Annotated in this window: 27 protein-coding genes; 11 read left to right on the top strand and 16 right to left on the bottom strand. The window is 68.0% G+C overall.

The window, feature by feature from the left end:
- Nucleotides 1-118: 118 nt before the first annotated feature.
- Together AB0M65_RS18565 and AB0M65_RS18560 are read right to left on the bottom strand one after the other, a co-directional pair.
- The gene (locus AB0M65_RS18565) at nt 119-1,534 is read right to left on the bottom strand and encodes a S8 family serine peptidase (protein WP_364028739.1); all 1,416 of its coding nucleotides are present in this window, start codon (nt 1,532-1,534) and stop codon (nt 119-121) included.
- 77 nt (nt 1,535-1,611) lie between these two features.
- Nucleotides 1,612-1,866: a hypothetical protein gene (locus AB0M65_RS18560; protein WP_364028737.1), complete on the bottom strand. Its 255-nt coding sequence runs from the start codon at nt 1,864-1,866 to the stop codon at nt 1,612-1,614.
- Nucleotides 1,867-1,909: 43 nt separating this feature from the next.
- On the opposite strand from AB0M65_RS18560, the gene AB0M65_RS18555 reads away from it, so the two are divergent.
- Entirely contained in the window at nt 1,910-3,148 is a 1,239-nt protein-coding gene (locus AB0M65_RS18555; RefSeq protein WP_364028735.1) for a D-alanyl-D-alanine carboxypeptidase family protein, read from the top strand.
- 12 nt (nt 3,149-3,160) lie between these two features.
- Here the strand turns inward: AB0M65_RS18555 and AB0M65_RS18550 are convergent, their stop codons facing one another.
- A complete protein-coding gene (locus AB0M65_RS18550; RefSeq protein WP_364028733.1) occupies nt 3,161-4,183 on the bottom strand; it encodes a YhjD/YihY/BrkB family envelope integrity protein in 1,023 nt (340 codons plus the stop codon).
- A gap of 52 nt (nt 4,184-4,235) precedes the next feature.
- Nucleotides 4,236-5,255 (bottom strand): tryptophan--tRNA ligase, encoded by a 1,020-nt coding sequence (gene trpS / locus AB0M65_RS18545; RefSeq protein ID WP_364028731.1) that lies wholly within the window; start codon nt 5,253-5,255, stop codon nt 4,236-4,238.
- A gap of 163 nt (nt 5,256-5,418) precedes the next feature.
- On the opposite strand from trpS, the gene AB0M65_RS18540 reads away from it, so the two are divergent.
- On the top strand, nt 5,419-6,165 hold the full coding sequence (locus tag AB0M65_RS18540; protein WP_364028729.1) for a serine protease: 747 nt from the start codon (nt 5,419-5,421) through the stop codon (nt 6,163-6,165).
- A gap of 631 nt (nt 6,166-6,796) precedes the next feature.
- On the opposite strand, the gene AB0M65_RS18535 is transcribed toward AB0M65_RS18540, so the two are convergent.
- Nucleotides 6,797-7,174, bottom strand: coding sequence for a hypothetical protein (locus tag AB0M65_RS18535; RefSeq protein ID WP_364028747.1), 378 nt, complete (start codon nt 7,172-7,174; stop codon nt 6,797-6,799).
- A gap of 397 nt (nt 7,175-7,571) precedes the next feature.
- Between AB0M65_RS18535 and AB0M65_RS18530 the strand changes: the two genes are divergently transcribed.
- Nucleotides 7,572-8,450 carry a glycoside hydrolase family 19 protein gene (locus tag AB0M65_RS18530; protein ID WP_364028728.1) on the top strand — a complete coding sequence of 293 codons (879 nt, stop codon included), beginning with the start codon at nt 7,572-7,574 and terminating at the stop codon, nt 8,448-8,450.
- 80 nt (nt 8,451-8,530) lie between these two features.
- On the opposite strand, the gene AB0M65_RS18525 is transcribed toward AB0M65_RS18530, so the two are convergent.
- Nucleotides 8,531-9,034, bottom strand: a complete 504-nt coding sequence (locus AB0M65_RS18525; protein ID WP_364028726.1) for a MarR family transcriptional regulator — start codon at nt 9,032-9,034, stop codon at nt 8,531-8,533.
- Between the two features lie 64 nt (nt 9,035-9,098).
- On the opposite strand from AB0M65_RS18525, the gene AB0M65_RS18520 reads away from it, so the two are divergent.
- Entirely contained in the window at nt 9,099-9,599 is a 501-nt protein-coding gene (locus AB0M65_RS18520) for a cupin domain-containing protein (RefSeq protein WP_364028724.1), read from the top strand.
- On the opposite strand, the gene AB0M65_RS18515 is transcribed toward AB0M65_RS18520, so the two are convergent.
- From AB0M65_RS18515 to AB0M65_RS18495, 5 genes are all read right to left on the bottom strand, one after another.
- Entirely contained in the window at nt 9,593-10,483 is an 891-nt protein-coding gene (locus tag AB0M65_RS18515) for a hypothetical protein (protein WP_364028722.1), read from the bottom strand. The two genes, AB0M65_RS18520 and AB0M65_RS18515, sit on opposite strands and share 7 nt — an antisense overlap.
- 12 nt (nt 10,484-10,495) lie before the next feature.
- The gene (locus AB0M65_RS18510; protein WP_364028720.1) at nt 10,496-11,302 is read right to left on the bottom strand and encodes an exodeoxyribonuclease III; all 807 of its coding nucleotides are present in this window, start codon (nt 11,300-11,302) and stop codon (nt 10,496-10,498) included.
- A 26-nt stretch (nt 11,303-11,328) separates the two neighbouring features.
- Nucleotides 11,329-11,454, bottom strand: a complete 126-nt coding sequence (locus AB0M65_RS18505) for a hypothetical protein (protein WP_364028718.1) — start codon at nt 11,452-11,454, stop codon at nt 11,329-11,331.
- A 399-nt stretch (nt 11,455-11,853) separates the two neighbouring features.
- On the bottom strand, nt 11,854-12,159 hold the full coding sequence (locus AB0M65_RS18500; protein ID WP_364028716.1) for an SH3 domain-containing protein: 306 nt from the start codon (nt 12,157-12,159) through the stop codon (nt 11,854-11,856).
- Between the two features lie 241 nt (nt 12,160-12,400).
- Nucleotides 12,401-13,624: an NADP-dependent isocitrate dehydrogenase gene (locus AB0M65_RS18495; RefSeq protein WP_364028714.1), complete on the bottom strand. Its 1,224-nt coding sequence runs from the start codon at nt 13,622-13,624 to the stop codon at nt 12,401-12,403.
- A gap of 237 nt (nt 13,625-13,861) precedes the next feature.
- Between AB0M65_RS18495 and AB0M65_RS18490 the strand changes: the two genes are divergently transcribed.
- The 3 genes from AB0M65_RS18490 (at nt 13,862) to AB0M65_RS18480 (ending at nt 16,121) form a co-directional block, all read left to right on the top strand.
- The gene (locus AB0M65_RS18490; protein WP_364028712.1) at nt 13,862-14,371 is read left to right on the top strand and encodes a hypothetical protein; all 510 of its coding nucleotides are present in this window, start codon (nt 13,862-13,864) and stop codon (nt 14,369-14,371) included.
- Nucleotides 14,372-14,507: 136 nt separating this feature from the next.
- The gene (locus AB0M65_RS18485) at nt 14,508-15,098 is read left to right on the top strand and encodes a hypothetical protein (RefSeq protein WP_364028710.1); all 591 of its coding nucleotides are present in this window, start codon (nt 14,508-14,510) and stop codon (nt 15,096-15,098) included.
- Nucleotides 15,099-15,119: 21 nt separating this feature from the next.
- On the top strand, nt 15,120-16,121 hold the full coding sequence (locus tag AB0M65_RS18480) for a DUF2203 family protein (RefSeq protein WP_364028708.1): 1,002 nt from the start codon (nt 15,120-15,122) through the stop codon (nt 16,119-16,121).
- Between the two features lie 3 nt (nt 16,122-16,124).
- On the opposite strand, the gene AB0M65_RS18475 is transcribed toward AB0M65_RS18480, so the two are convergent.
- Entirely contained in the window at nt 16,125-17,030 is a 906-nt protein-coding gene (locus AB0M65_RS18475) for an alpha/beta fold hydrolase (RefSeq protein WP_364028706.1), read from the bottom strand.
- A 107-nt stretch (nt 17,031-17,137) separates the two neighbouring features.
- Nucleotides 17,138-17,689, bottom strand: a complete 552-nt coding sequence (locus AB0M65_RS18470) for an Lrp/AsnC family transcriptional regulator (RefSeq protein WP_364028704.1) — start codon at nt 17,687-17,689, stop codon at nt 17,138-17,140.
- Between AB0M65_RS18470 and AB0M65_RS18465 the strand changes: the two genes are divergently transcribed.
- On the top strand, nt 17,688-18,548 hold the full coding sequence (locus tag AB0M65_RS18465; RefSeq protein WP_364028702.1) for an NAD-dependent epimerase/dehydratase family protein: 861 nt from the start codon (nt 17,688-17,690) through the stop codon (nt 18,546-18,548). The two genes, AB0M65_RS18470 and AB0M65_RS18465, sit on opposite strands and share 2 nt — an antisense overlap.
- A gap of 4 nt (nt 18,549-18,552) precedes the next feature.
- On the top strand, nt 18,553-19,386 hold the full coding sequence (locus tag AB0M65_RS18460; protein WP_364028700.1) for an aldo/keto reductase: 834 nt from the start codon (nt 18,553-18,555) through the stop codon (nt 19,384-19,386).
- On the opposite strand, the gene AB0M65_RS18455 is transcribed toward AB0M65_RS18460, so the two are convergent.
- A complete protein-coding gene (locus tag AB0M65_RS18455) occupies nt 19,387-20,001 on the bottom strand; it encodes a LysE family transporter (protein WP_364028698.1) in 615 nt (204 codons plus the stop codon). It lies immediately after the preceding gene.
- Between the two features lie 66 nt (nt 20,002-20,067).
- Here AB0M65_RS18455 and AB0M65_RS18450 point away from each other — a divergent pair, with 66 nt between their 5' ends.
- Together AB0M65_RS18450 and AB0M65_RS18445 are read left to right on the top strand one after the other, a co-directional pair.
- Nucleotides 20,068-20,946, top strand: a complete 879-nt coding sequence (locus tag AB0M65_RS18450; RefSeq protein WP_364028696.1) for a LysR family transcriptional regulator ArgP — start codon at nt 20,068-20,070, stop codon at nt 20,944-20,946.
- A 38-nt stretch (nt 20,947-20,984) separates the two neighbouring features.
- Nucleotides 20,985-21,560 carry an HhH-GPD-type base excision DNA repair protein gene (locus tag AB0M65_RS18445; RefSeq protein ID WP_364028694.1) on the top strand — a complete coding sequence of 192 codons (576 nt, stop codon included), beginning with the start codon at nt 20,985-20,987 and terminating at the stop codon, nt 21,558-21,560.
- Here the strand turns inward: AB0M65_RS18445 and AB0M65_RS18440 are convergent, their stop codons facing one another.
- Together AB0M65_RS18440 and AB0M65_RS18435 are read right to left on the bottom strand one after the other, a co-directional pair.
- On the bottom strand, nt 21,561-22,124 hold the full coding sequence (locus tag AB0M65_RS18440; protein ID WP_364028692.1) for a GNAT family N-acetyltransferase: 564 nt from the start codon (nt 22,122-22,124) through the stop codon (nt 21,561-21,563).
- Between the two features lie 46 nt (nt 22,125-22,170).
- Entirely contained in the window at nt 22,171-22,815 is a 645-nt protein-coding gene (locus AB0M65_RS18435) for a spermidine synthase (protein ID WP_364028690.1), read from the bottom strand.
- Between the last annotated feature and the right edge of the window lie 37 nt (nt 22,816-22,852).

Raw genomic sequence — 22,852 nt, 5'->3', positions numbered from 1 at the left:
CAGGCCTCGACCCGACTTTCACCTCACGACCGCCGCCTGAAGTACATGAAGGCCCCCTTCCTTGCGCTAGGCGCAAGGAAGGGGGCCTTCATGTACTTCAGCTTCCTCGGAAACTGGACTACTTCACCGCGTCCAGTGCGTTGACGCGGCCGTGGCCGTAGTACGAGTTGTCCTTCGCCGGGCCTTCACAGACCGGCGCCGCGGTGCCGCAAGCGACCGCGTCGGCCTGGTGCTCCAGCAGCCAGGTCAGCAGCCGCGGCGGAACGTGGCGGTAGCGGGACGCCAGCAGCGCGGCGACACCGGCGGCGTGCGGGGACGCCATCGAGGTGCCGCACTTGGTGCCGTAGGCGCCGTTGAAGATCGTCGACAGCGGGCAACCGGCACCCTGGCCGGTGGGCGGCAGCTGGGCGCGGTCGCCGCCGGGGGCGGTCACCTCGACCTGGCCGGCGCCGAAGTTGCTGTAGGACGACTTCGTGCCCGCGTAGCCGATGGCCGAGACCGTCACGACGCCTTCGATCGCCTTCGGCAGGATGCCGCAGCTCGAGTCGACGGGGTGCGGGCGGTTCGGGTCGGTGGTCTGCTTCGTGACGTCGAAGCCGCTGTTGCCGGCGGCGGCGACGTTCAGCACGCCACGGCCGGTCGAGTAGACCACCGCGCGGCGGACGGCCTCGTACGCGGCCGCGTCACCCGGCTCCTTCGAGCAGTAGAACATGCCCGGGTCGATGTAGTAGCTGTTGTTCGTCACCGGGAAGCGGTGCTTCGCGGCCCACATGAACCCGCAGACGGCGGCTTCGGGGAGGATCAGGCCGTCGTCGTTCACGACCTTGACCGACGCCAGCTTGACGCCGGGCGCGATGCCGGTGAAGCCGCGTGCGGTGTCCTTGCCCGCGATCGTGCCGGCGACGTGCGTGCCGTGGTCGGAGTTCGTCGGCGCCCAGGAGGCGGGCGTGGTGTCCGGCGCGCCGGTGTTGCAGCCCGCGGAAACCTTCGGGTCCAGTGCGTTCTTCAGCGCGGGGTGGGTGGGTTCGATGCCCGAGTCCAGCACGCCGACGGTCACCGAGGGGCTGCCACCGGAGATCTTGTTCGCTTCAGGAGCCTGGATCTGCCGCATGTCCCACTGCTGGGCCGACAGGTCCTCTTCGGCGGCGACGCTGGTGGTCTCTTCGCTTTCCTTGGTGTCGACGACGGCTGAACGAGCCGCGCGGGACGAAGCCGCGGGCGGGAACGCCACGTCACGTCCGCCCGAGTAGGCGCGGTAGACGCCGATCTTCGCCTGGAAGTCGGCGTTGCGCGAGGTCGCGACCGCGACCCCGATCTCCGGGTAGTACGCCACCTTCTCGCCGCACTTGGCGCGCAGCTCGGTGTCGACCTTGCGCTCCGGGGTACGCGGGTCGTACAGCACCACGTAGCTGAACGGCGCGCTCGCGGTGTCGCACCGCGGCGCGGGCGCGGCACTCGCCGACGGGGCCGCGAGCACGCTTCCCGCCGCCGCCGCGACGAGCGCGGGGACGAGCAGACGTCTGATCCGGGACATTCAACCTCCATGATTCGGTGGTGTGAACGTAAGGGAGCCGGAGCCTGTCCACCACCGTCAAAAGGACGACAACCTGATCAGGCGTCAGCCTTTTCCGCATTCCGTGACTTGGCGCCACGAAGCGTGCGCAAACCGATCAGGCCGATGATGGTGCCGAGCACGAACGAGACGACCGTCAGCACCGCGTGCACGATGAAGTAGGCGGTGGGCGAGCCGTCGGCGGCCCAGGCGCGGTCACTGTCCCAGAGGTTCTTGGCGAAAGTGATCCAGATGATCCACGACCACACGCCGAAACCCAGCAGGAACATCGAAGTACCTCGCGAAATGCGCATGCCCCTGAGTATGCGGCGGGGGCCGCGACGCTACATTGCTCGGGTGCACAGCGCTATCTCCCGGTCGCTCATGGTCCTCGTTTCCGGTGTGCTCGCCTTCACGGTGACGCCGGTGGCCACAGCCACCCCGAAGCCACCAGCCCAGGCACAGCCGTGCGCGAACAAGTCGACGCCGCCCCCGCCGGTCGACACCTCCGAGAAACCGCGCCCCGGTGAAGCCGTGCCGGCGCCGTTGCCCGTCCCGCCCGTTCCGGTGGGCGGCGACCGGATGGCCGAATGCGGCCTCGTCCTCCCGGCGCGCGCGCTGAACCCGCCAGAGGGGACCACGGCCACGTCGTGGGTGCTGCAGGACCTCGAAACCGGCGACGTCATCGCCGCGAAGGATCCGCACGCCCGCCAGCGGCCGGCGTCGCTGATCAAGACGCTGCTCGCGCTGGTCGTGGTCACCGAACTGCCGCCACGTAAGGTCATCACCCCGACCAAGGAGGACGCCGAGCAGGAATGCACCTGCGTCGGCATCGCCGCCGGTGGTCAGTACACAGTGGACCAGCTGCTGCACGGGCTGCTGATGCATTCCGGCAACGACGTGGCGCACGCGCTCGCCACCGCGCTGGGCGGGGTCGACGCCACCGTCGGGAAGATGAACGCGATGGCCGCCCGTATCGGCGCCACGGACACGCGGGCCGCGACGCCGTCCGGCCTCGACGGGCCCGGCATGTCGACCTCGGCCTACGACCTGAGCCTGATCTTCCACTACGCGATGAAACAGCCGGAATTCGCGCAGGTGGTCAAGACCAAGAGCTTCGAGATCCCGGCCATCGGCGGAAAACCGGCGGTTCCGGTCTATAACGACAACAAACTTCTCGGTTCCTATCCCGGATTCCTCGGCGGGAAGACCGGTTTCACCGACGACGCGCGCCACACCTACGTCGGCGGTGCGCTCCAGAACGGCCACCGGGTCGCGGTCGTGATGCTTCGCGCCGAGCAGCGGCCGACACGGGTTACCGATCAGGCCGCGAAGCTGCTGGACTACGGAATCGCGTTGCGCGAAGCCAAGGCCGAATCGGTCGGGCGCATCGAGTACAAGGCGACGGAGACCACGGACATCGGTGCCGGCCAGGCCGCGCCGAAAGCCGGCGTCGCGCCGAACAGCGGTGCCGCCGCCGCGGCCGAGGACCCGTTCGGGACGACGGGCTGGATCATCACGCTCGCCGTCTTCCTGATCATCGTGGCCGCGTTCGTCATCGGCTATCAGCGCAAGAAGGCGCTCACCGAGAGCTGAGCCAGAAGCCGGTCAGGACTTCCGACGGCCGAGCCAGCCCAAAAGCGCGCCGGTCGCGAAGGCCCCGCCGACGGCACCGAGTCCCGGCCCCTGCCGCACGGTCACCCTCGGGTGGAGGGACACGGGGGCCGGTGGCTCGATGACGGTCGACAAGTTCTCCTTCGCCGTCGCCGTCCACGCGGTGACGAACAGCAGGAATCGCGAGACGAGGTTCGCGAACACGAGCAGGCCGATCACCGGGCCGAACAAGGTGAACGCCGGTGATTTCGTGACGCTGCCGAGGTAGAGGGTCGCCGCCTGCTGCAGCACGATGAACCCGACCGAGGCGAACACCGCGCCCTTGACCGCGCTGCGCAGCGCGACATGTTCACGCGGCAGCCTCGCGATGACCCACAGGAAGACCAGGGTGTTCGCGAACAAGCCCAGCAGGATCGTCGCGACCTTCAGCAGGAACACCGCCCAGCCCTGGTTTTCCAGGCCGACGAGTTCGAGCAGGAACCGCCCGATCCCGCTGCCCGCGGCGGTGAGGCCGAACGAGACCACCAGCGCGAGGCCGAGCCCGACCAGGGAGAGCAGGTCCTTGATCGTCGTCGAAACCAGCGGCAACTGCTGCTTTTCCTGGCCCCACTGGGCGGTCAGGGCGTCACGCAGGTTCGTCATCCAGCCGACACCGGAGTACAGCGCGAGCGCCAGGCCGAACACCCCGATGCCGCTGCCGGACTTCAGTGCCGCGCCGACGATGCCGCCGACCAGGTCGCGCAGGCCGTCGGGCACCGACTTGTTGATGCCGTCGGTGATCTGGTTGAGCACCGTCTGATCGCCGGCGACCACCAGCCCGATGATCGCGAAGGCGACCATCAGGATCGGGATCACCGAAAGCACACTGAAGTAGGTGATGGCCGCGGCGTAGTGGTTGCCGTAGCGCTCGGTAAAGGCGTCGTTCGCCCGGATGAGGTGATCGAGCCAGCCGTACTTCCGCCTCAAACGCGGTAACAGCTTGTCCTCTTCCGGCTTCGCGCCGTCATCTTTCGCCACCAGGAAACGCTAACCACGCCCCGGACGGCCCGCAACGCGAGCCAGACACGCCCTAGCCCGCCGGGGGAAGGAATCCGATGTTCTCGTAGACGTTCCGCAACGTCACGGAAGCGACTTCCCTGGCTCGTTGCGCACCGAGGGCGAGTGCCTTGTCGAGTTCGGAGACGTCATCCAGATATGACTGGACGCGGGCCTGGACGGGGGTGGCCCAGTCGACGAACGCCTCGGCGACGCCCTTCTTCAGATCGCCGTAGCCCTTGCCATCGAAGGCGGTTTCGAGTTCGGCGACCGGCTGGTCGGTCAGCGCGGAAAGGATCGTCAGCAGGTTCGAGACGCCCGGCTTGTTCTCGGTGTCGAAGACGATCTCGCGGCCGGTGTCCGTGACCGCCGAGCGGACCTTCTTCGCCGACTTCTTCGGGTCTTCGAGCAACTCGATGAGGCCGTTGCCGGTCGACGAGGACTTGCTCATCTTCGCGGTCGGGTCCTGCAGGTCGTAGATCTTCGCCGTGTCCTTGACGATATGCGGCTCCGGCACGGTGAACGTCTTGCCGTAGCGGTTGTTGAACCGCTGCGCGAGGTTGCGCGTCAGCTCCAGGTGCTGCCGCTGGTCCTCGCCGACGGGGACCTCGTTCGCCTGGTACAGCAGGATGTCCGCGGCCTGCAGGACCGGGTAGGTGAACAGGCCGACACTGGCGCGATCCGTGCCCTGCTTCGCGGCCTTGTCCTTGAACTGCGTCATCCGGCTGGCTTCGCCGAACCCGGTCTGGCATTCGAGTACCCAGCCGAGCTGAGCGTGCTCGGGCACGTGGCTCTGGACGAACAGCGCGCTGCGTGCCGGGTCGACGCCGAGCGCGAGCAACTGCGCGGCCGAGCGGCGCGTGCGGTCCAGCAGCACCTTCGGGTCCTGCTCGACGGTGATCGCGTGCAGGTCGACGACCATGTAGAAGGTGTCGTGAGTGTCCTGCAGCCGCACCCATTGCCGCAGCGCACCCAGGTAGTTGCCCAGGTGGAACGAGTCGGCGGTCGGCTGGATCCCGGAGAGCACCCGCGGGCGCTTCAGTTCGTCGGACACGCCCGGATTCTGTCAGGCCACGCCGCGGCGGGTCATCCGGCCTCACCCCGACCGAACGGTCTAAACGGTTAAACGTCACATACTTCCGACGGTTCTGGGCGCGGTGTCCGATTCCTAGCGTTCAAGGCACCGGATCATCCGGCCACACCGAAGGAGAACCCAGATGAAGGCACGATCCCTGCTGATGGGCTTGGCCATCGCGGCCGCGGCCGTCTTCACCCTCCCCGGCGTCGCTACCGCGGCCGAGCCCACCGGCGGCGTCCAGCCGAACATCGTCGGCGGCGGCAACGCGACCCAGGTCTACCCGTTCATGGTGTCCCAGCAGTCGAGCAGCGGTGGGCACCAATGTGGTGGCTCACTGATCAGCTCGACCTGGGTGGTCACCGCGAAGCACTGTGGCACGCCGTACCAGGTGCGTGTCGGGACCACGAACCGCACCAGCGGCGGCACCGTGGCCCGTGTGGCCCAGCGGATCGCCCACCCGAGCGCCGACCTGGCGCTGCTGCGTCTCTCGACGGCGGTGTCGCAGGCGCCGGTCACGATCGCCGCTTCGTCCGGGGCCGTCGGGACCGCGACGCGGATCATCGGCTGGGGCCAGACCTGCGCCCCGCAGGGCGGTTGCGGTGCCCCGGTCACCTTGCAGGAGCTGAACACCTCGATCGTCGCCGACAACAAGTGCCTCGGCATCAGCGGCGCGAGCGAGATCTGCACCAACAACCCCGGCGGGAACAAGGGCGCCTGCTACGGCGACTCGGGCGGCCCGCAGGTCAAGCAGGTCAACGGTGTCTGGCAGCTGGTCGGCGCCACCAGCCGCGCCGGGAACAACAGCAGCACCTGCGCGACCGGGCCGTCGATCTACGTGGACGTCCCCTACTTCCGCAGCTGGATCACCAGCAACACCGGAGTCTGATCCGGCCCCCGCGTCGCCCCACCGTCCCCTGGGGCGGCGCGGTCCCAGCCGGTTCAGCAAGGAACCGTGTGGAAGTTCGAAAAGCCGCTCCAGCAGCGCGACCGCCTTCAGCGAGTCGCACCGCTCGGGGCGGCTTCTTCCGGTGCGCCAGTAGCTCAAGGTCGCGATGCTGACCCGGACGCCCTGCTGGGCGAGCCGGTGGCGGATCCGGTCGAGGCCGAGACCGCTGTCCGCGATGGCCCGGTCCAGGGCGCGGGGGAAGGGATCCCCTGGCCTGCTGCGACGCCGCGTCACCGTCATGGACCTGAGCGTGGCGATCAGCGGGCGGCTAAACAATCCGGGCGGGACTAGGTGCCGCTACCCAAGAAATCCCGACGACCCGCGTTTAGCGGGCTAATCGCGCTCCGCCTTCCCCGCCCCCTCCCGCCGCCCGACGTGCGTTTAGCGGGCTAATCGCGCTCCGGGCGGGACCCGGGCCAGAGCGCCTTTAGCGGGCTAAACGCGATCCCCGGGCGGGGATGCCTGCGCGAGGCCGGATCGCGTTTAGCCCGCTAAACGCGCTCTGCGGGCGACCGGAGCCAGATCGCGATTAGGGGGCTAAACGCAGGTCGGCGCGTACGAGAGGTGCAGGTCAGGGGCGCCGCGGGCGGCTGAGGGCGTCGTCCTTGGCGAGGACTGCTTCGGCCATGGCGGCGACGTCCGGGCCGGGCGGCCGGACGGGGGCGGCGACAGCACGGGCGGTGGCGACCGCGGGAGCGGCAGAGCCGGCAGGGACGGCCGAGCCGGGGGTGGCGGCACGCGTCTTCCGACGCTGCCGGAAGACGCCGAAGGCCATACCGACGATGCCGAGCGCGACGGCGACCAGACCGACCGGGCCCAAGAGTCCGAACGCCATCTCCGAGCGCGAGGTCGACTCCGCGGCCGAGGCCGGGGCAGCGCCCGCGATGAGCAGCGCGACCGGGATCGCGACGACCGCCGCGACCCTGCCGACAGGCAGAGCCGACCGCATCAGGAGATGAACTGGGTTCCGCACCGGAGTGCCTCCCGTGACGTGACATTGCTGAACCGGAACGCTAACCCGAACGAGTGAGCATTTCCATGTTGCTGGTCAAAAAACTACCGAGCGTGTCAAGACCTGTGGGTTCTGATCAACTCGGGGCACGAGACTAGCCCCTCACAGGGGGGATCTTTCGAGCACCCCTCTCCTCAAAGGTGCACCGGCTGAATTCATTTCCGGCAAAAGCGGACAGGGTTTAGGCCGTTCGGATGCCACCACAGGGCCGAACAGGCACGATCGGACTTTCACCAGTTGGATTCTTATCCGCAATGGTCTATACCTGTTGCCCATACCCCTTAAAAGGTATAGACCAATCCCTGCATGGTCCCCTCGTACGAAGGAGCCACCGATGTCTCTTCGACGTATTCTCGCGGCGGTCGCCGCCACCTTCGCCGCCACCACGGTCGCCGTGGTCGTCCCGGCCCAGTCCGCCTCCGCGGCCGATTGCGTGGCACCGTGGAACGCGGGCTCGGTCTACCGGGGCGGCAACACCGCCTCCTACAACGGACACAACTGGTCCGCGAAATGGTGGACGCAGAACGAAACCCCGGGCTCGGCGCAGGTATGGGCCGACCAAGGCACCTGCGGCGGCGGTTCGCAGAACCCGTCCGGTTTCGTGGTCAGCGAAGCCCAGTTCAACCAGATGTTCCCGGGCCGGAACGCCTTCTACACCTACAACGGCCTGGTCACCGCCCTGAGCGCGTACCCGGCCTTCGCGGGCACAGGCAGCGACACCGTCAAGAAGCAGGAGGCCGCGGCCTTCCTGGCGAACGTCGACCACGAGACCGGCGGCCTTGTCCACATCGTCGAGCAGAACCAGGCCAACTACCCGCACTACTGCGACACGAGCCAGTCCTACGGCTGCCCGGCCGGCAACGCCGCGTACTACGGACGGGGCCCGATCCAGCTGAGCTGGAACTTCAACTACAAGGCCGCCGGTGACGCGCTGGGCCTGCCGCTGCTGACCAACCCGTGGCTGGTGCAGAACGACGCGGCGGTCGCCTGGAAAACCGGGATCTGGTACTGGATGACCCAGAACGGCCCGGGCACGATGACCCCGCACAACGCGATGGTCAACAACCGCGGCTTCGGCGAGACCATCCGCAGCATCAACGGCAGCCTCGAGTGCAACGGCGGCAACCCCGGCCAGGTGCAGAGCCGCGTGAGCAAGTACCAGCAGATCACCGGCATCCTCGGCGTCGACCCCGGAGGCAACCTGTACTGCTGACCCGCCCAAGGAGATGAAAGGGCCCTTCGCCGCATGTGATGCGACGAAGGGCTCTTTCGCTGCGTCCACGTGGAGGTCCTTCACTCACCTTCGAGAGCACCGAGCAGCCGGCGCAGCGAAGCGTCCAGGACGTCGAGGTCCTCGCCGAGCGGCGAAAGCAGCTTCGCGACGTTCGCGGTGTGCTCGCTCATCGCGGCGTCGACGATCTCGAAACCACGCTCGGTCAGCGTGACCCGGAAACTGCGCCGGTCCTCCGGATCGAGCGCGCGCTCGACCAGCCCCGCCGTCTCGAGCCGGTCGATCCGGCTGGTCATCCCGGCCCTGGACATCATCAGCGTCGCGGACAGCTCGGACGGGATCAGCGTGTACGGCTTCCCGGACCGCCGAAGCGCCGCGAGCACGTCGAACTCCCCCTGTTTCAACCCGTGTTTCGCGAACACGGCCTCCACCATCGGCGTCGTCAGCATGACTACGCGGCCAAGTCGCCCGGCGACCCCGATCGCGGTCAAGTCCAGTTCCGGCCGTTCCCGCCGCCATGCGCCGACCACCGCATCGATCGCGTCGGCGTTCTTCTCTTCTTTCACGACGGCAGTCTATTCGACAGGAGATAGTTTGACAGCGAACTATCAGCCATGAAACTATCAGGACATGACACAGCGCATCGAAACCCGCGAACCCGTCCTCGTCCGCGCCGCCGAAGCCGAGACCGTCGGCGCGGCCCCCACCCTCGTCACGCTGCTCGCCGACGTCTCGACCACAGGCGGGGTCATGAGCAGCGCGAGAACGCAACTGGGCGTCGGCGCGGACGGCGCGTCACCGCACTACCACACCGGCTCCGCGGAGATGTTCTTCATGCTCGGCGGAAAACTGGAAGTCCTGGTGGGAGAAGAGATCGTCACTGTTTCCGAAGGCGACATGCTCGTCGTCCCCCCGCTGACCACGCACGCTTTCCGCGCGGCGGTGGACGCGCCGGCCGACGTGCTGATCGTCTTCATTCCCGGCGTGGAACGGTTCGACTACTTCCGGCTGCTGGAGAAGGTCGGGCATGGCAAGGCGACCGTCCAGGATCTCTTGGACAGCCAGGAAAAGTTCGACAATCACTTCGTCGAGAGTCCGGTGTGGACGGAGACGGCGAAGACCCGTCAGTAGCCGCGCGGCGGGTATCCCGGGGGCGGATACCCCTGCGGTGGATATCCGGGCGGCGGGTACTGGGGCGGCGGGTACTGCGGTGGATAAGGCTGCTGCGGCGGGTAACCGGGGTGCTGCGGCGGCTGCCCGTACGGCGGCTGGGGCGGATACTGCTGCGGATACCCGGGATTTTGCGGCGGGTACGGCTGCTGCGGGTACTGGGCCTGGTGCGGATACTGGGGCGGCGGTGGTGCTTGCGGCTGACCGCCGCCGAGGTGGAAAGGCAGCTGCGACACCAATTGCGCGAGCTTGCCCAGTGTCGCGAGCACGTCGTCCGGTTTGGTCCGGCCGAACGTCGGGTTCTCGACGTAGACCAGTTCATTGCCCACCAGCGACCAGGTGTGCAGCTTCGACGACCGCATCAGACCGGCGACCTGTGGGGTGAGCACGCCGACCGCGACGTTCGGGTCGGTGTCGATCAGCTTGTACCAGCGGTTGAACTTCCGGTCCGCGGTGGCGGGCTCGGGATACTTCTCGACGTCCCAGGCGGATTCGATACTCGACACGATCTGGAAGTTCGGCATCGGCGCGGGCAGCGTGACCACCCAGACCGTGTCGATGGAGATCGTGTCGAGCTCGTTGACCTTCTTGTTGGTCCACCGCGTGTGGACGCTCGTGACCGTCGGACGGCGGTGATAGTCGAAGACGCTGAAGCGCAGCCCCTGGTACGCGCCGTTCAGCGCGCCGAACGCCATCCGCTTGTCACCGCGCTGGTTGAATGGCAGCACCGTCCAGCGCTCCAGGAGGTTCGGCGCGTCCGGGCTGAACTCCCACCCGTACTGGCCGGACATCTGATAGCGCTCGGCGTTCGTCGCCTCGACGCGCCTGGCTTCGTTCGTCTCCATGACAAGCCCAGGCTAGCCGGAATACGTCGCCGTCACCGGCGCGTGGTCGGACCACCGTTGGTCGTAGGACTCGGCGCGCTCGACCAAGATCGACGTGCATCGTTCGGCCAGACCCGGTGTGGCGATCTGGCAGTCGATGCGCCAGCCCGAATCGTTGTCGAACGCCTTCCCGCGGTAGGACCACCAGGTGTACGGGCCGGGGCCTTCCGGGTCGAGTTTTCGCTGCACATCGACGTATCCGGCCTCGGTGAACACCCGGCCGAGCCACTCCCGCTCCTCCGGGAGGAAGCCCGAGCTCTTCTGGTTTCCGCGCCAGTTCTTCAGATCGGTCTTCTCGTAGGCGATGTTCCAGTCGCCGACGACGACCACTTCACGGCCGCCGGCCTCTGCCTTGGCACGCAGGTCGACGAGGTAGGGCAGGAACGCCGCCATGAAGCGCTCCTTCTCGTCCTGTCGCGGCGTGCCGACGTCGCCGCTGGGCAGGTACAGGCTCGCGACCACGACGTTCGGCAGGTGGATCTCGGCGTACCGGCCGCTGTCCTCGAATTCGGGTTCGCCGAAGCCGATGCGGACCTCTTCCGGCTCCGCGCGGCTGAAGAGCATGACGCCGTTGCGTCCTTTCTGCACCGAAGGCGCGTGCACCACGTGCCAGCCCTCGGGCGCGGCGGCACCGGCCGGGAGCTCCTTCAGCTCGGCCCGGACCTCCTGGCAGGCGACGACGTCGGCCTTCGTGGAGGCGAGCCACTCGACGAAGCCCTTTTTCGCGGCGGCACGGAGGCCGTTGACATTCACAGTGGAGACGGTCAGCACTCTTCGCACGCTACCCGGAGGGTCCGACAGAACCGTCAGGGGTTGAGCCGCGCGGAGAGGTCGTGTTCGTAGCGATCCGAGATCTTCCGCAGCGACGGGCCCATCGTGAACTCCAGCAACCGCAGGAATCCGTGGGTCTCGATGGTGACGTCGCAGATCACCTCGGTACCGGCGCGGTGCTCTTCAGATGCCAGGCGCCGGACACGGTGACCGGGCGGGGATCCGGCGTGCGGAACGCGCCCTCGGCGGGTTTGTCGGCTCGACTTCGCTGTCGATTTCCTTGCCCCGCGGCTTCACCCGGCCGTTACCGGCGCTGCACGGTCGACGCTCCGACCGCGACGTCTCAGCGGCCGAGGCCGGACGAGGGGCTGGCCGCCGAGGAGGGCTCCCACGTGCGTTTAGCGGGCTAAACGCGATCCGGCCATCCACCGCACCCACGTGCGTTTAGCGGGCAAATCGCGATCCGCCCGCCACCGCACCGACCTGCGTTTAGCGGGCTAAACGCGCTCCGCCCGCCACCGCACCCACGTGCGTTTAGCGGGCTAAACGCGCTCCGGGGGTCACGGGCCGCACTTGGAGCCTTCGACCGGGGGCGCGTACTGGACGGAGACCCACTTGCCCTCGGCGACCTTGCGGAAGCCGCTCTCGACCACCGGCTGCGCGTCGATCTTCGCGTCCTTGACGTACTTGCCGACGATCTTCTGCCCGCCGGGGGTGTCGCGCGCGTTGAGCACGTCCGCGGTCACCACGACCTGGCAACCGGTCGGGCTCGACGCGCTCGATGCCCTGTCCTGTCCCGAGATGGCGACGATGACGATCAGCACGAGGCCGCCGCCGATGAACAGAACCGGTTTCGAGATGGCCATGACGGTCGCTCCTCGAACGTGGGAATCGTTTTCTTCCTCCGACCAGAGTGACAGAAGCCGGGGCGGGCGCCCAGATCCAGGATTGCCAACCACCCGGTGGCGCCAACCCACACCGGTCGCGTACTACCCACCGTCACGGACTCGTGGTATGTCCCGGCGGCGGGACGAGCGGCGGGACGAGAAAGGCCCCCTTCCCGCGCCTGACGCGGGGAAGGGGGCCTTCATGTACCTACAGCGAAGCTCAGCCCTGGGCGATCTTCTTGGCCAGGTTGGCGTCCAGCGTCGCGAGGAACTCCTCGGTGGTCTGGAACGGCTGGTCCTTGCTGATCAGCAGCGCGAGGTCCTTGGTCATCTTGCCGCTCTCGACGGTCTCGACGACGACCTGCTCCAGCTTGTTCGCGAACCCGATCAGCTCCGGGTTCGAGTCCAGCTTGCCGCGGTGCTCGAGGCCACGGGTCCACGCGTAGATGGACGCGATCGGGTTGGTCGAGGTCGGCTTGCCCTGCTGGTGCTGGCGGTAATGCCGGGTCACCGTGCCGTGCGCGGCCTCGGCCTCGACGGTCTTGCCGTCCGGCGTACGCAGCACCGAGGTCATCAGGCCCAGCGAGCCGAAGCCCTGCGCGACCGTGTCGGACTGCACGTCACCGTCGTAGTTCTTGCAGGCCCAGACGTAGCCGCCTTCCCACTTCATCGCCGCGGCGACCATGTCGTCGATCAGGCGGTGCTCGTAGGAGATGCCCTTGGCGTCGAAGTCGGCCTTGAACTCAGCCTGGTAGATCTCCTCGAACACATCCTTGAACATGCCGTCGTAGGCCTTGAGGATGGTGTTCTTGGTCGACATGTAGACCGGGTACTCACGGTCGAGGCCGTACTGGAGCGAGGCGCGCGCGAAGTCCTCGATGGACTTGCGGTAGTTGTACATCCCCATGGCGACGCCGCCGCCCTCGGGGAACTTCGCGACCTCGAACTCCATCGGCGCGGAGCCGTCGTCCGGGGTGTAGCTGATGGTCAGCGTGCCGGGGCCGGGGACCTTGAAGTTGGTCGCCTTGTACTGGTCACCGTGCGCGTGACGGCCGATGATGATCGGCTTGGTCCAGCCGGGCACCAGGCGCGGGATGTTCTGGATGACGATCGGCTCGCGGAAGATCACGCCGCCGAGGATGTTGCGGATCGTGCCGTTGGGCGAGAGCCACATCTTCTTCAGGCCGAACTCTTCGACGCGCGCCTCGTCCGGCGTGATCGTGGCGCATTTGACGCCGACGCCGTGCTTCTTGATGGCGTTGGCCGAGTCGATGGTGATCTGGTCGTCGGTGCGGTCCCGCTCCTCGATGCCCAGGTCGTAGTACTCGAGGTTGAGGTCCAGGTAGGGGTGGACCAGCTTGTCCTTGATGAACTGCCAAATGATGCGGGTCATCTCATCGCCGTCGAGCTCGACGACGGTGCCCTGGACCTTGATCTTGGCCATGAGCGGCGGTGCTCCTTCCGCGGATCTTCGCGTTCTTCTTCAGTCTCCGGTAGCGGTACAAGCGTACTGCTTAAGGGACCTGGATGGTTCCAGTAGTGGTCGGTATCAAGTCTCCACGAGGCGGATGTGTCCGACGTCACCCGGTCGTACGACGGCCATCCGGCCGTCACGGGACACCCGGTTACCGCGACATCATCGAACCGCACGCTTCTGACGCCACCGGAAAGGGCGGTCCCCATGTCCACCAACCCCTACGCGGTACCGCCCTATGAGCAGCCGCACGCACCGGAGCCTTACGTCCAGCCAAGGCAACCCAGCCGGGCCGTGCCCCGGGTGCTCAGCGCGCTCGGCGGGGTCCTGCTCACGCCGGTCGCGCTCGGCATGGTGATCTACGGCGGCACGCGGCTGCAGCGCCTGTTCTCGCAGGGCTTCACCGTCGGCGAAGACCCCCTCGGCCTGATCCTGCTGATCGCGGGCGGCCTTCTCTTGCTCGGCGTCGCGCTCCTCGGCGCGCTTTCCGGGATCGGGCCGGCGCTCGGCGGGCTGCTCTGGGGTGTGCTGCCGGGCCTGACGGTCTTCTTGGGCCCGCAGGATTTCCTGAGCGCCATGTACGACGTCGGCGGGCGGGAACTCGGCGTCGGCCTGGTGACCTGGCTGGTCATGGGCGCCCTGATCGGGAGCGGGTTCCTGCTCATCGGGGCCGGCCTGGCCGGGACCATCGCGCGGCGCCGCTCAGAGCGCGTTTAGCCCGCTAAACGCGCTCCGGCCACCGGGCACCAGACCCCCGCCGACCTGCGTTTAGCGGGCTAAACGCGCTCCGGGCGAGATCGATGTGAACCGAAGGGGGCCGGCAGCCGTAGTCCGTTAAGGGAGGTGACGGCCCATGTCTGCGCACCGGCACGTCGCGGAGTACGACGACGAGGACTACCAAGAGTACGGCGAGTACGACCAGCAGCCTTACAAGGACCCCCGCAGGCCCTACGAGGACGTCGAGTCGTACGAACCGTACGAGCCCTTCGACGACGACGTGGGCGCCGAAGACAGCCGTACGGGCCGGGGCGTGCGACGCGTGCTCAGTGGCGCCGGCGGCCTGATCCTGACCCCGGTCGCCCTCGGCTTGCTGGCCTGGGGCGGCCTGCGGCAGCAGATGCTCGTCCAGGCAACGCTCAGCACCCAGCGTGACGTCTTCAGCATCGGCCTGCTCGTCGGCGGCGGGATCCTGCTGCTGGCGGTCGGGCTGCTCGGCGCGGTCTCGGCGACCGGCCCGATCCTCGGCGGCCTCGTCTGGGGCGTCGTACCCGGCGTCGCCACCGTCGCGGTCCCGCAATGGGGCTTCCAGCTGGTGAAATACCTCCCGAAGAACGACGTCACCTACGGCGTCACGAGCTGGCTCTTCATCGGCGGCTTGCTCGGGACGGGCTTCCTCCTGATCGGCGCGGGCCTCGCGTCGAGACTCGCCCGAAAGCGCCGCTGACCGGGCTGGGACCATCGGCGTATGGGTTTGTTCACCGTTCCCGAAGCCCGCGCCGAACTCGCCCGGCTACGCCCCGTGCTCGACGACCTCGTCCGCCTGCGTGCCGACGCGGCCGAGCTCGCCGCGTCGCTGCGCCCGGGTGGCCGTGAGACCGCGCTCGGCGGGATGCCGGAGTGGAAGGCCGCGCAGGCCCGGCTGGACGACCTGATGACCACCGTCCAGCGGACGGGTGCGGAGCTGAAGGGGTTCGCCCCGCTCCTGATCGATTTTCCCGCCGAACTCGACGGCGCCGACGTCCTGCTCTGCTGGCTCGAAGGTGACCCGGAACTGGGCTGGTATCACCGCGCCGACCTCGGTTTCGCCGGGCGACGGCGGCTGCCCGACAGGGTCGCCGTCATGAGCGAGGAGATCGCGGCAAGCTTGTTCGACGGCGTCGCCGCACACTACGACGAGGACACCTTCCACGGCCTCGTCGCCGACGCGCTCGTCGACGGCCTCGCCTGCACGGCGCCCGAACACGTTCTCGACGTCGCGACCGGAACCGGCGTCGCGGCCTTCGCGGTACTACGGCTGAAGCCGGGCGAAGTGCTCGCGATCGACATCTCGCCGGGCATGATCGCGCGGGCGGAAGCGAAGGCCGCGACGCAGGATCCCGCGAACCTCATCACCTGGCAGGTCGCTTCCGCGGTGCCGTCGCCGATGGAGGACGAAGGCGCCGACGCCGTGCTGTGCGCGTCCTCGCTGCACTTCCTCGGCGCGGCCGCGCTCCGCGACTGGCTGCGGGCGCTGCGTCCCGGCGGCCGGGCGGGCTTCAGCCTGCCGCCGGCGGCAACGTTCCGGCCGTCCGAGGCCTTCGCCGCGATCGTCCCCACTGATCTGAAGCTCCCGGAAACCGAGGACGACGCGGCAGGGCTCGCCTCCGAAGCGGGCTTCACCGAGGTGACGGTGAAGCGGCTGGACGTCGAGGACGGTGGCCGGGTCCGGTCGGTGTTCGTGGTGCACGCGACCAAACCCGGCCTGTAGTCCTTACAGCGGCGCGACGAACGGCACGCACTTCGGCGCGGGCGCGTGCTTCGGATCGAGTGCCTTGAGGATCAGGCTCGTCACGTTCGGGTCGATCGCCTGGCTCAGGTGCCCGGACGCGTCCGCACCGCACTTGTCCTGCAGCACGATGTCGGTCGTACCCGGTTCGCCGAGGACACCACTGGTGTACGGCGTCACCACGCGGTCGTAGCGGCTGACGATGCTCGTGTACGTCGGCCCCGGCACGGCCACGCCGCCCCTGGCGAGGTCGTCGAGGAAGTCCGACGGCGCGAGGTATTCGCGGCACGCCCCGCAGACACCGTCGGCGAGCAGGTCGAGGCCGGGGATCGACAGGACGGCCTTGGCCAGTCCGGAAAGCCCGTTGAGCGAGGTGCCCTTGAAGTTCGACCCGAAGCCGACGAACTGCTTCACCTTCTCCGCGCCGCCCTCGTACTTGAGGTAGTACGCGGGCATCGTCGTGCCTTCGGAGTGCCCGACGATGTCGACCTTGTCCGCGCCGGTGCTCTTCCGTACGCGGTCGACGAACGCGCCGAGTTCGGCGGCACTCTTCCGCATGGAACGGAGCCCGCCGAACAACTGTCCATCCAGGACGGTAGCGCCATAGGTCAGCGAGTACACGCAGTAACCGGCGTCCTTGAGCTTCGGCGCGTGATAAAACCAGTTGGTCGTCGCGTTGGCGCCGAGGCCGTGCACCAGCACGACGGGCTCGGGATGACGCGTGCCTGGTGCACATGACCAGTCGTTCCAGCCGCTCGACGGCGCCGCGCTCGCCACCGCCGGGGCGGCGATCGTGAACGTCAAGGCCGCGACGAACGTGGTGAGGATCTTTCTCGTCTTCCTGGTTTTCGTGGTCTTCGTGGCACCGCCGTTGGTGACCCGAGCCCGCATCCCTGCCTCCGGTTACTCGTCAGTATGTGATCGAGTCATCATGCGTCACAACCGACCGGGCAGAACCGGGACAAAGCTCAGACTTCCGCGCGACTTCTTGTGAACGATCACAAGGGCAGCAACACTCGCCGTTCGATTGGGCTGGACATGACGATCGACGTCGTGGTGGAGCCCAGCGCGGAAAGGTCTTCGAGCAGATCCTCCAGATGCGTGGTGTCGCGGACGGCGATCTTGAGGATCCAGCAGTCCTCCCCGACCACATGGTGCAGTTCGAGGATTTCGGGGCGGTCCATGATCTTCCGCGTGCGCGGATGCCGGATGGTGAACCCGCTGTGCGGCGCCATCCGCACGAACGCCCGCAGCCCGAGGCCGACCCCCGACGGCGTGACGAGCGCCGCGTAGCCGGTGATCGTGCCGTCGGCTTCGAGTCGTTTGACGCGCTCGCCGACGGCCGCCGGGCTCAGCGAAACGCGGCGGCCGAGTTCGCTCAGGGTGATGCGGCCTTCCTCCTGGAGAAGTTCAAGGAGCTGCCGGTCGATCACGTCCAGTGAGCTTTCAGTCGAATCGCGATTTTGCCGTTGTTCTTTCAGCGATCCCGCCGATTCACCCATGGTCTCCCCTTCAAGCACCCGGATCGCCACCGTAACACTTGTCGGCATGAAGAAAGTGCTCGTTCTCGGCGGGAGCCGGTACTTCGGCCGCGGGGTGGTCGAGCGACTGCGCGACGCCGGGCTGGACGTCACCGTGCTCAACCGCGGGTCGACGCCGGCGCCGTCCGGGGTCGCCCATCTGATCGCGGACCGTGACGACGAAGCCGGGCTCGCGGCCGCGCTGGGTTCCCGTTCCTTCGACGTCGTGCTCGACCAGGTCTGCTACACCCCGGTCCAAGCCGCGATCGCGCGACGTGTGCTCCGGACCGCCCGGTACGTGATGACATCCACGATCGAGGTCTACGACCAGATCCGGACGGACGTCCCGATGACCGAATCACTGGTCGCCGCGTCCCCTGTCGACTTCGGACTTCCTTGGCACGACACGGACTTCCTCGAAGCCCACTACGGCGACGGCAAGCGCCAGGCCGAGGCCGTCTTCGCTGACGGAGACGTGCCGTTCGCGTCGGTGCGGGTCGCGCACGTCCTCGGCGGCGGCGATTTCACCGGGCGGCTGCGGCATTACGTCGAACGGCTGGACGCGGGTGACGCCGTCGACGTCCACGCGGAACCCCGGCCGACGACCTTCATCCATCAGCGTGAGATCGCGGACTTTCTCGCCTGGACCACGACCGAGGACTTCACCGGTCCGGTCAACGCCGGATCGCATGGCGCACTGTCCGCGATGGACATCGCTCGCGCCGTCGCGCTCGAACCCCGGTTCCGGATCGTCGAACGGGACGCGTCGCCGTACTCCTTCGATCGGTACGCCGTCTTGGACACTTCGCGCGCGACCGGGCTCGGTTTTTCCTTCTCCACCACCACCGACTGGCTCGGCGAAGCCGTCGAAGAAATCCGGAAGGCTTAAGAGCATGCGTTACCGCAGCATCGGGGACATCGAGGTCAGCGCGATCGGCCTGGGCGGGATGCCGCTGTCGATCGAGGGCCGTCCGGACCACGACCGCGCCGTCGCCACGATCCACGCCGCGCTGGACGCCGGGGTCACCCTGATCGACACGGCCGACTCGTATCACTGGCACGCGGGCGAAACCGGCCACAACGAAGCCTTGATCGCCGACGCGCTGGCCACCTACGGCGGCGGTACCGACGCGGTGCTCGTCGCGACGAAGGGCGGCCGTGGCAGGCCCGGTGACGGCTCGTGGACCGTGACCGGGACGCCCTCGCACCTCAAGAACGCCTGCGAAGGCTCACTGAAGCGGCTCGGTGTCGACGCGATCGGGCTGTACCAGTTGCACAAGCCCGACGAGAACGTGCCGTGGGCGGAATCCGTCGGTGCCATCAAAGAGCTGGCCGACGAAGGCAAGATCCGGCTCGCCGGAGTGTCCAATGTGTCCAGTGCGCAAATATTGGAGGCACGCGAAATCCTCGGTGAGAAGCTGGTTTCGGTGCAGAACGAGCATTCGCCCGCCCACCTGGCGCACGAACCGGAACTGGCGTTGTGCACGGAACTCGGGCTCGCCTACCTTCCGTGGGGCCCGCTCGGCGGTATCGCTGGAGCCGCGACGTTCCACGCTGTCGCGGAAGAACTTGGGATCAGCCCGCAGCAAGTATGCCTGGCGTGGCTGCTCGCGAAGTCGCCTTCGGTGGTCGCGATCCCCGGTTCGACGAGGCCGGCGACGATCCGCGATTCGGCGGCCGCGGCCGATCTCGTGCTCAGCGCCGAAGACCTGGCCCGGCTTCCGTGATCAGGCGCTCGCCACCAGCGTCACGCCGAGGGCGATCATCGTCGCGGCGACCAGGCCGTCCAGCACCCGCCACGACGACGGTTTGCGGAAGAACCCGCTGAGCAGGCGCGCGCCGAACCCGAGCGCCAGGAACCAGGTCACGCTGGCCGAAATCGCACCGGCGCCGAACGCCCACCGGCCGCCACCGTGCCCGGCGGCGATCGCGCCGAGCAGGAGCAGGGTGTCCAGGTAGACGTGCGGGTTGAGCCAGGTGATGGCCAGGGTCGTCAACACGATGCGGCGCAGTGATCCGCCGGTCTCCGGGCCACCGGTTTCCAGCGCCGCCGGTTTGAAGGCCCTCCGCGCGGCGAAAGCGCCGTAGCAGAGCAGGAAGGCACCGCCGACCAACGCGGCGATGGTCAGCGCTTCGGGTGATGTCCCCACCAACGCGCCGACTCCGCCGACACCGAGGCTGACCAGGATGGCGTCCGAGACAATGCAGATCAGCACCACCACGAGCACCGCTTCCCGGCGGATGCCCTGGCGCAGGACGAAGGCGTTCTGCGCGCCGATCGCGACGATGAGGGCCATGGTGGCGCCGAAACCGGCGGCCGCGCTGAACAGGACGTCTTCCATACGGAAAACACTACGAACTCGGCCATCAACAGTACAGCTAAAGATTCTTACGTAACATTAGCGCTCATGATGACCGATCTGCCGCTCGATCTGGTCCGCACGCTGCTGGCCGTCGCCGACGAAGGCACGTTCGACGCGGCCGCCTCGGCCCTGCACGTGACGCCGTCGGCGATCAGCCAGCGCGTCAAGGCACTCGAACAACGCACCGGCCGGGTCCTGCTGATCCGCACGAAACCAGTGCGGCTGACCGAGTCCGGGCAGGCCGTCGTGCGCTTCGGCCGTCAGTTGGCGCTGCTGGAGGCCGACACCCGGGCCGAACTCGGCCTGACCGCCGGCGAAGAACCGGTCCGGCTGCCGATCGCGGTGAACGCCGACTCGCTGGCGACGTGGTTTCTTCCCGCGCTCACGCGGGTGCCGCCGGAGCAGAAGATCTGCTTCGAACTGCATCGCGAGGACCAGGACCACACCACGACCCTGCTGCGGGAGGGCCTGGTGATGGCGGCCGTGACGTCGTCGCCGGATCCGGTCGCGGGCTGTTCGGCGCACCGGCTCGGGCACATGCGGTACCTGGCCGTCGTCAACCCTCGCCTCGGTACGGATCTCGACCTTGCCGAAGCACCCGTCGTCGTCTTCGACCGCCGTGACGACCTTCAAGACCGCTTCGCCCGCGAGCGCGGCACGATCGCGAGCTCGCTGCGGCACTACGTCCCGTCGTCCGAAGGGTTCTTCGACGCCGTCGCGGCGGGGATGGGCTGGGGCATGGTGCCGCTCGCGCAGATCGGCGACCGGCTGCGTGACGGGCACTTCGTCTGCCTCGACCCGGATCACCCGATCGACGTACCGCTGTTCTGGCAGCAGTGGAAACTCGATTCGCCCGCGCTGGCGGCGGTTTCGGAGGCCGTCACCGCCGCGGCCGCCGACCTCCTCGTGGACCCACACGGATGAAGACGCGCGGATCGGGCCGGTCGTGAGATCCTGGGCGCATGACGCGCGCATTGCACCTGGTCGGAGACGAGGAAGCGGACCGGCTGCTGACCGAAGACCCGTTCGCGCTGCTCGTCGGGATGCTCCTCGACCAGCAGTTCCCGATGGAACACGCGTTCCGTGGCCCGCAGAAGATCGCGGACCGGATGGACGGTTTCGACCTCAAGAAGATCCACGCGATGGACACCGAGACCTTCGTCGAACTCTGCGTGGTCCCGCCCGCGATCCACCGTTACGGCGGTTCGATGGCCCGGCGGGTGAAGGATCTCGCGGAGCACGTCGTCGACCACTACGACGGTGACGCCGCCGGGATCTGGACCGCCGGGCGGCCCAAACCCGACGGCCCCGAAGTCCTCAAGCGGCTCAAGGCGCTGCCCGGTTACGGCGACCAGAAGGCCGCGATCTTCCTGGCACTGCTCGGCAAGCAGCTCGGCGTACAGCCCAAGGGCTGGCGCGCGGCCGCCGGTTCGTACGGCGACCGCGGCTCGCGGCGTTCGATCGCCGACGTCGTCGACACGAAGACGCTCGGCGAGGTCCGTGCGTTCAAGAAGGCGGCGAAGGCCGCGGCCAAGTAGCTACTTCGCCGCTCCCGGCCACGGTCCCGGCGTCTCGGCGGGCAGTTCGGCCTGCTCGACGTCAGTGCGGAACAGGCGGAAGCCGCGCGCTCGGTAGTTCCTGAGCGCGGCCGGGCCGTCGGTGGTGCAGGTGTGGACGGTCACGCGGCGCGTCGGCGTCTTGCCGGGCCAACGCTCCGCGAGCGTCCACGCCTGCCTCAGCGCGACGGTGAGCAGGTGGCCGCCGAGGCCCTTCCCGACGAACGACGGCATCAGGCCGAAGTACGCCAGTTCTACTTCGCCGTCTTCGCTGCCGTCGAGTTCGAAGTAGCCGCACGGCGTCCCCTGCGCGTACGCGACCCAGGTCTCGACGCCCGACCTCTCCAGCCACTCGGTCCACTGACGCCACGTCCAGCTCAGCCGGTCGATCCAGAACCAGTCGCCGCCGACCGCGGTGTAGAGGTACCGGTTCAGCTCCGGGCTGACCAGCTCGGCACGCGTGACACTGACCGCGACGGCGGGCGGTTTCGCCGCGCTCAGGTCGTCCGGCGACGTCTGTTCGAGGTGCCAGGTCGTGATCTCCATGCGGCGATCATTTCAGCCTGCCGGGCGATGACGCGTGCGGCGTCCGCTACCTCCGCGCGAACCACAGCACGTCCGGTTCCCCTTGCGGCACGGGGATCTTCAGCTCACGCACCTCACCGAACCGCGCACGCAGCCGCTTCGCGAACGACGGCACCGACTCGGCGCTCCAGAACCCGAGCACCCCGCCCGGCCGCAGCCGCGCGGCGAGCAGGTCGAGCCCGTCGTTCTGGTACAGCTTCGCGTTGCCGTCGGTGACCGTCCACTCAGGACCGTTGTCGATGTCGAGACACAGCGCGTCGAACCGTTCTTCGGTCCGGTGCAGCCATTTCACCAGATCGGCCTCGACGACGGTGACCCGTTCGTCGGCGAGGGCGTCGCCGTGGACGTCCTTGAGCGGGCCCTCCCGGTTCCAGCCGATCACCGCGGGCTCGCGCTCGACGACCACGACGTCGCCGACGCCGGGGTGGTCCAGCGCGGCACGCAGCGAGTAGCCGACGCCGAGGCCGCCGATGAGCATCCGTGCCTTGCCCGGCACCAGATCCGCCGCCACCGAAACCAGCAGCCGCTCCGATTCGCCGTTGCGGGTGTCCATCAGGAAGACGCCGTTCGCGATGACCTCGAAATCGTCACCGGCCTGGCGAAGCACCAGTTCCCCGCTTTTCCCGGCCACCACATCGAGTACGTCAGTCATCCGGGCAGCCTATCGGCGATGGTTGCGGCAGTTTCCA

The organism is Amycolatopsis sp. NPDC051071 (genome assembly GCF_040682875.1).
Lineage (GTDB): Bacteria > Actinomycetota > Actinomycetes > Mycobacteriales > Pseudonocardiaceae > Amycolatopsis.
Note: the sequence above shows the minus strand (reverse complement) of the source record. Positions and strands in the feature narration are given on the sequence as shown.

What these genes read in the sequence shown, in the direction of transcription:
- AB0M65_RS18480 (WP_364028708.1), top strand. Translation starts at nt 15,120, where the DNA reads ATGGGTTTGTTCACCGTTCCCGAAGCCCGCGCCGAACTCGCCCGGCTA.
- AB0M65_RS18515 (WP_364028722.1), bottom strand. Translation starts at nt 10,483, where the DNA reads ATGGAGACGAACGAAGCCAGGCGCGTCGAGGCGACGAACGCCGAGCGC.
- AB0M65_RS18560 (WP_364028737.1), bottom strand. Translation starts at nt 1,866, where the DNA reads ATGCGCATTTCGCGAGGTACTTCGATGTTCCTGCTGGGTTTCGGCGTG.
- AB0M65_RS18435 (WP_364028690.1), bottom strand. Translation starts at nt 22,815, where the DNA reads ATGACTGACGTACTCGATGTGGTGGCCGGGAAAAGCGGGGAACTGGTG.
- AB0M65_RS18540 (WP_364028729.1), top strand. Translation starts at nt 5,419, where the DNA reads ATGAAGGCACGATCCCTGCTGATGGGCTTGGCCATCGCGGCCGCGGCC.
- AB0M65_RS18530 (WP_364028728.1), top strand. Translation starts at nt 7,572, where the DNA reads ATGTCTCTTCGACGTATTCTCGCGGCGGTCGCCGCCACCTTCGCCGCC.
- AB0M65_RS18535 (WP_364028747.1), bottom strand. Translation starts at nt 7,174, where the DNA reads ATGCGGTCGGCTCTGCCTGTCGGCAGGGTCGCGGCGGTCGTCGCGATC.
- AB0M65_RS18520 (WP_364028724.1), top strand. Translation starts at nt 9,099, where the DNA reads ATGACACAGCGCATCGAAACCCGCGAACCCGTCCTCGTCCGCGCCGCC.
- AB0M65_RS18500 (WP_364028716.1), bottom strand. Translation starts at nt 12,159, where the DNA reads ATGGCCATCTCGAAACCGGTTCTGTTCATCGGCGGCGGCCTCGTGCTG.
- AB0M65_RS18465 (WP_364028702.1), top strand. Translation starts at nt 17,688, where the DNA reads ATGAAGAAAGTGCTCGTTCTCGGCGGGAGCCGGTACTTCGGCCGCGGG.
- AB0M65_RS18495 (WP_364028714.1), bottom strand. Translation starts at nt 13,624, where the DNA reads ATGGCCAAGATCAAGGTCCAGGGCACCGTCGTCGAGCTCGACGGCGAT.
- AB0M65_RS18470 (WP_364028704.1), bottom strand. Translation starts at nt 17,689, where the DNA reads ATGCCGACAAGTGTTACGGTGGCGATCCGGGTGCTTGAAGGGGAGACC.
- AB0M65_RS18440 (WP_364028692.1), bottom strand. Translation starts at nt 22,124, where the DNA reads ATGGAGATCACGACCTGGCACCTCGAACAGACGTCGCCGGACGACCTG.
- AB0M65_RS18450 (WP_364028696.1), top strand. Translation starts at nt 20,068, where the DNA reads ATGATGACCGATCTGCCGCTCGATCTGGTCCGCACGCTGCTGGCCGTC.
- AB0M65_RS18475 (WP_364028706.1), bottom strand. Translation starts at nt 17,030, where the DNA reads ATGCGGGCTCGGGTCACCAACGGCGGTGCCACGAAGACCACGAAAACC.
- AB0M65_RS18460 (WP_364028700.1), top strand. Translation starts at nt 18,553, where the DNA reads ATGCGTTACCGCAGCATCGGGGACATCGAGGTCAGCGCGATCGGCCTG.
- AB0M65_RS18485 (WP_364028710.1), top strand. Translation starts at nt 14,508, where the DNA reads ATGTCTGCGCACCGGCACGTCGCGGAGTACGACGACGAGGACTACCAA.
- AB0M65_RS18565 (WP_364028739.1), bottom strand. Translation starts at nt 1,534, where the DNA reads ATGTCCCGGATCAGACGTCTGCTCGTCCCCGCGCTCGTCGCGGCGGCG.
- AB0M65_RS18455 (WP_364028698.1), bottom strand. Translation starts at nt 20,001, where the DNA reads ATGGAAGACGTCCTGTTCAGCGCGGCCGCCGGTTTCGGCGCCACCATG.
- AB0M65_RS18490 (WP_364028712.1), top strand. Translation starts at nt 13,862, where the DNA reads ATGTCCACCAACCCCTACGCGGTACCGCCCTATGAGCAGCCGCACGCA.
- AB0M65_RS18445 (WP_364028694.1), top strand. Translation starts at nt 20,985, where the DNA reads ATGACGCGCGCATTGCACCTGGTCGGAGACGAGGAAGCGGACCGGCTG.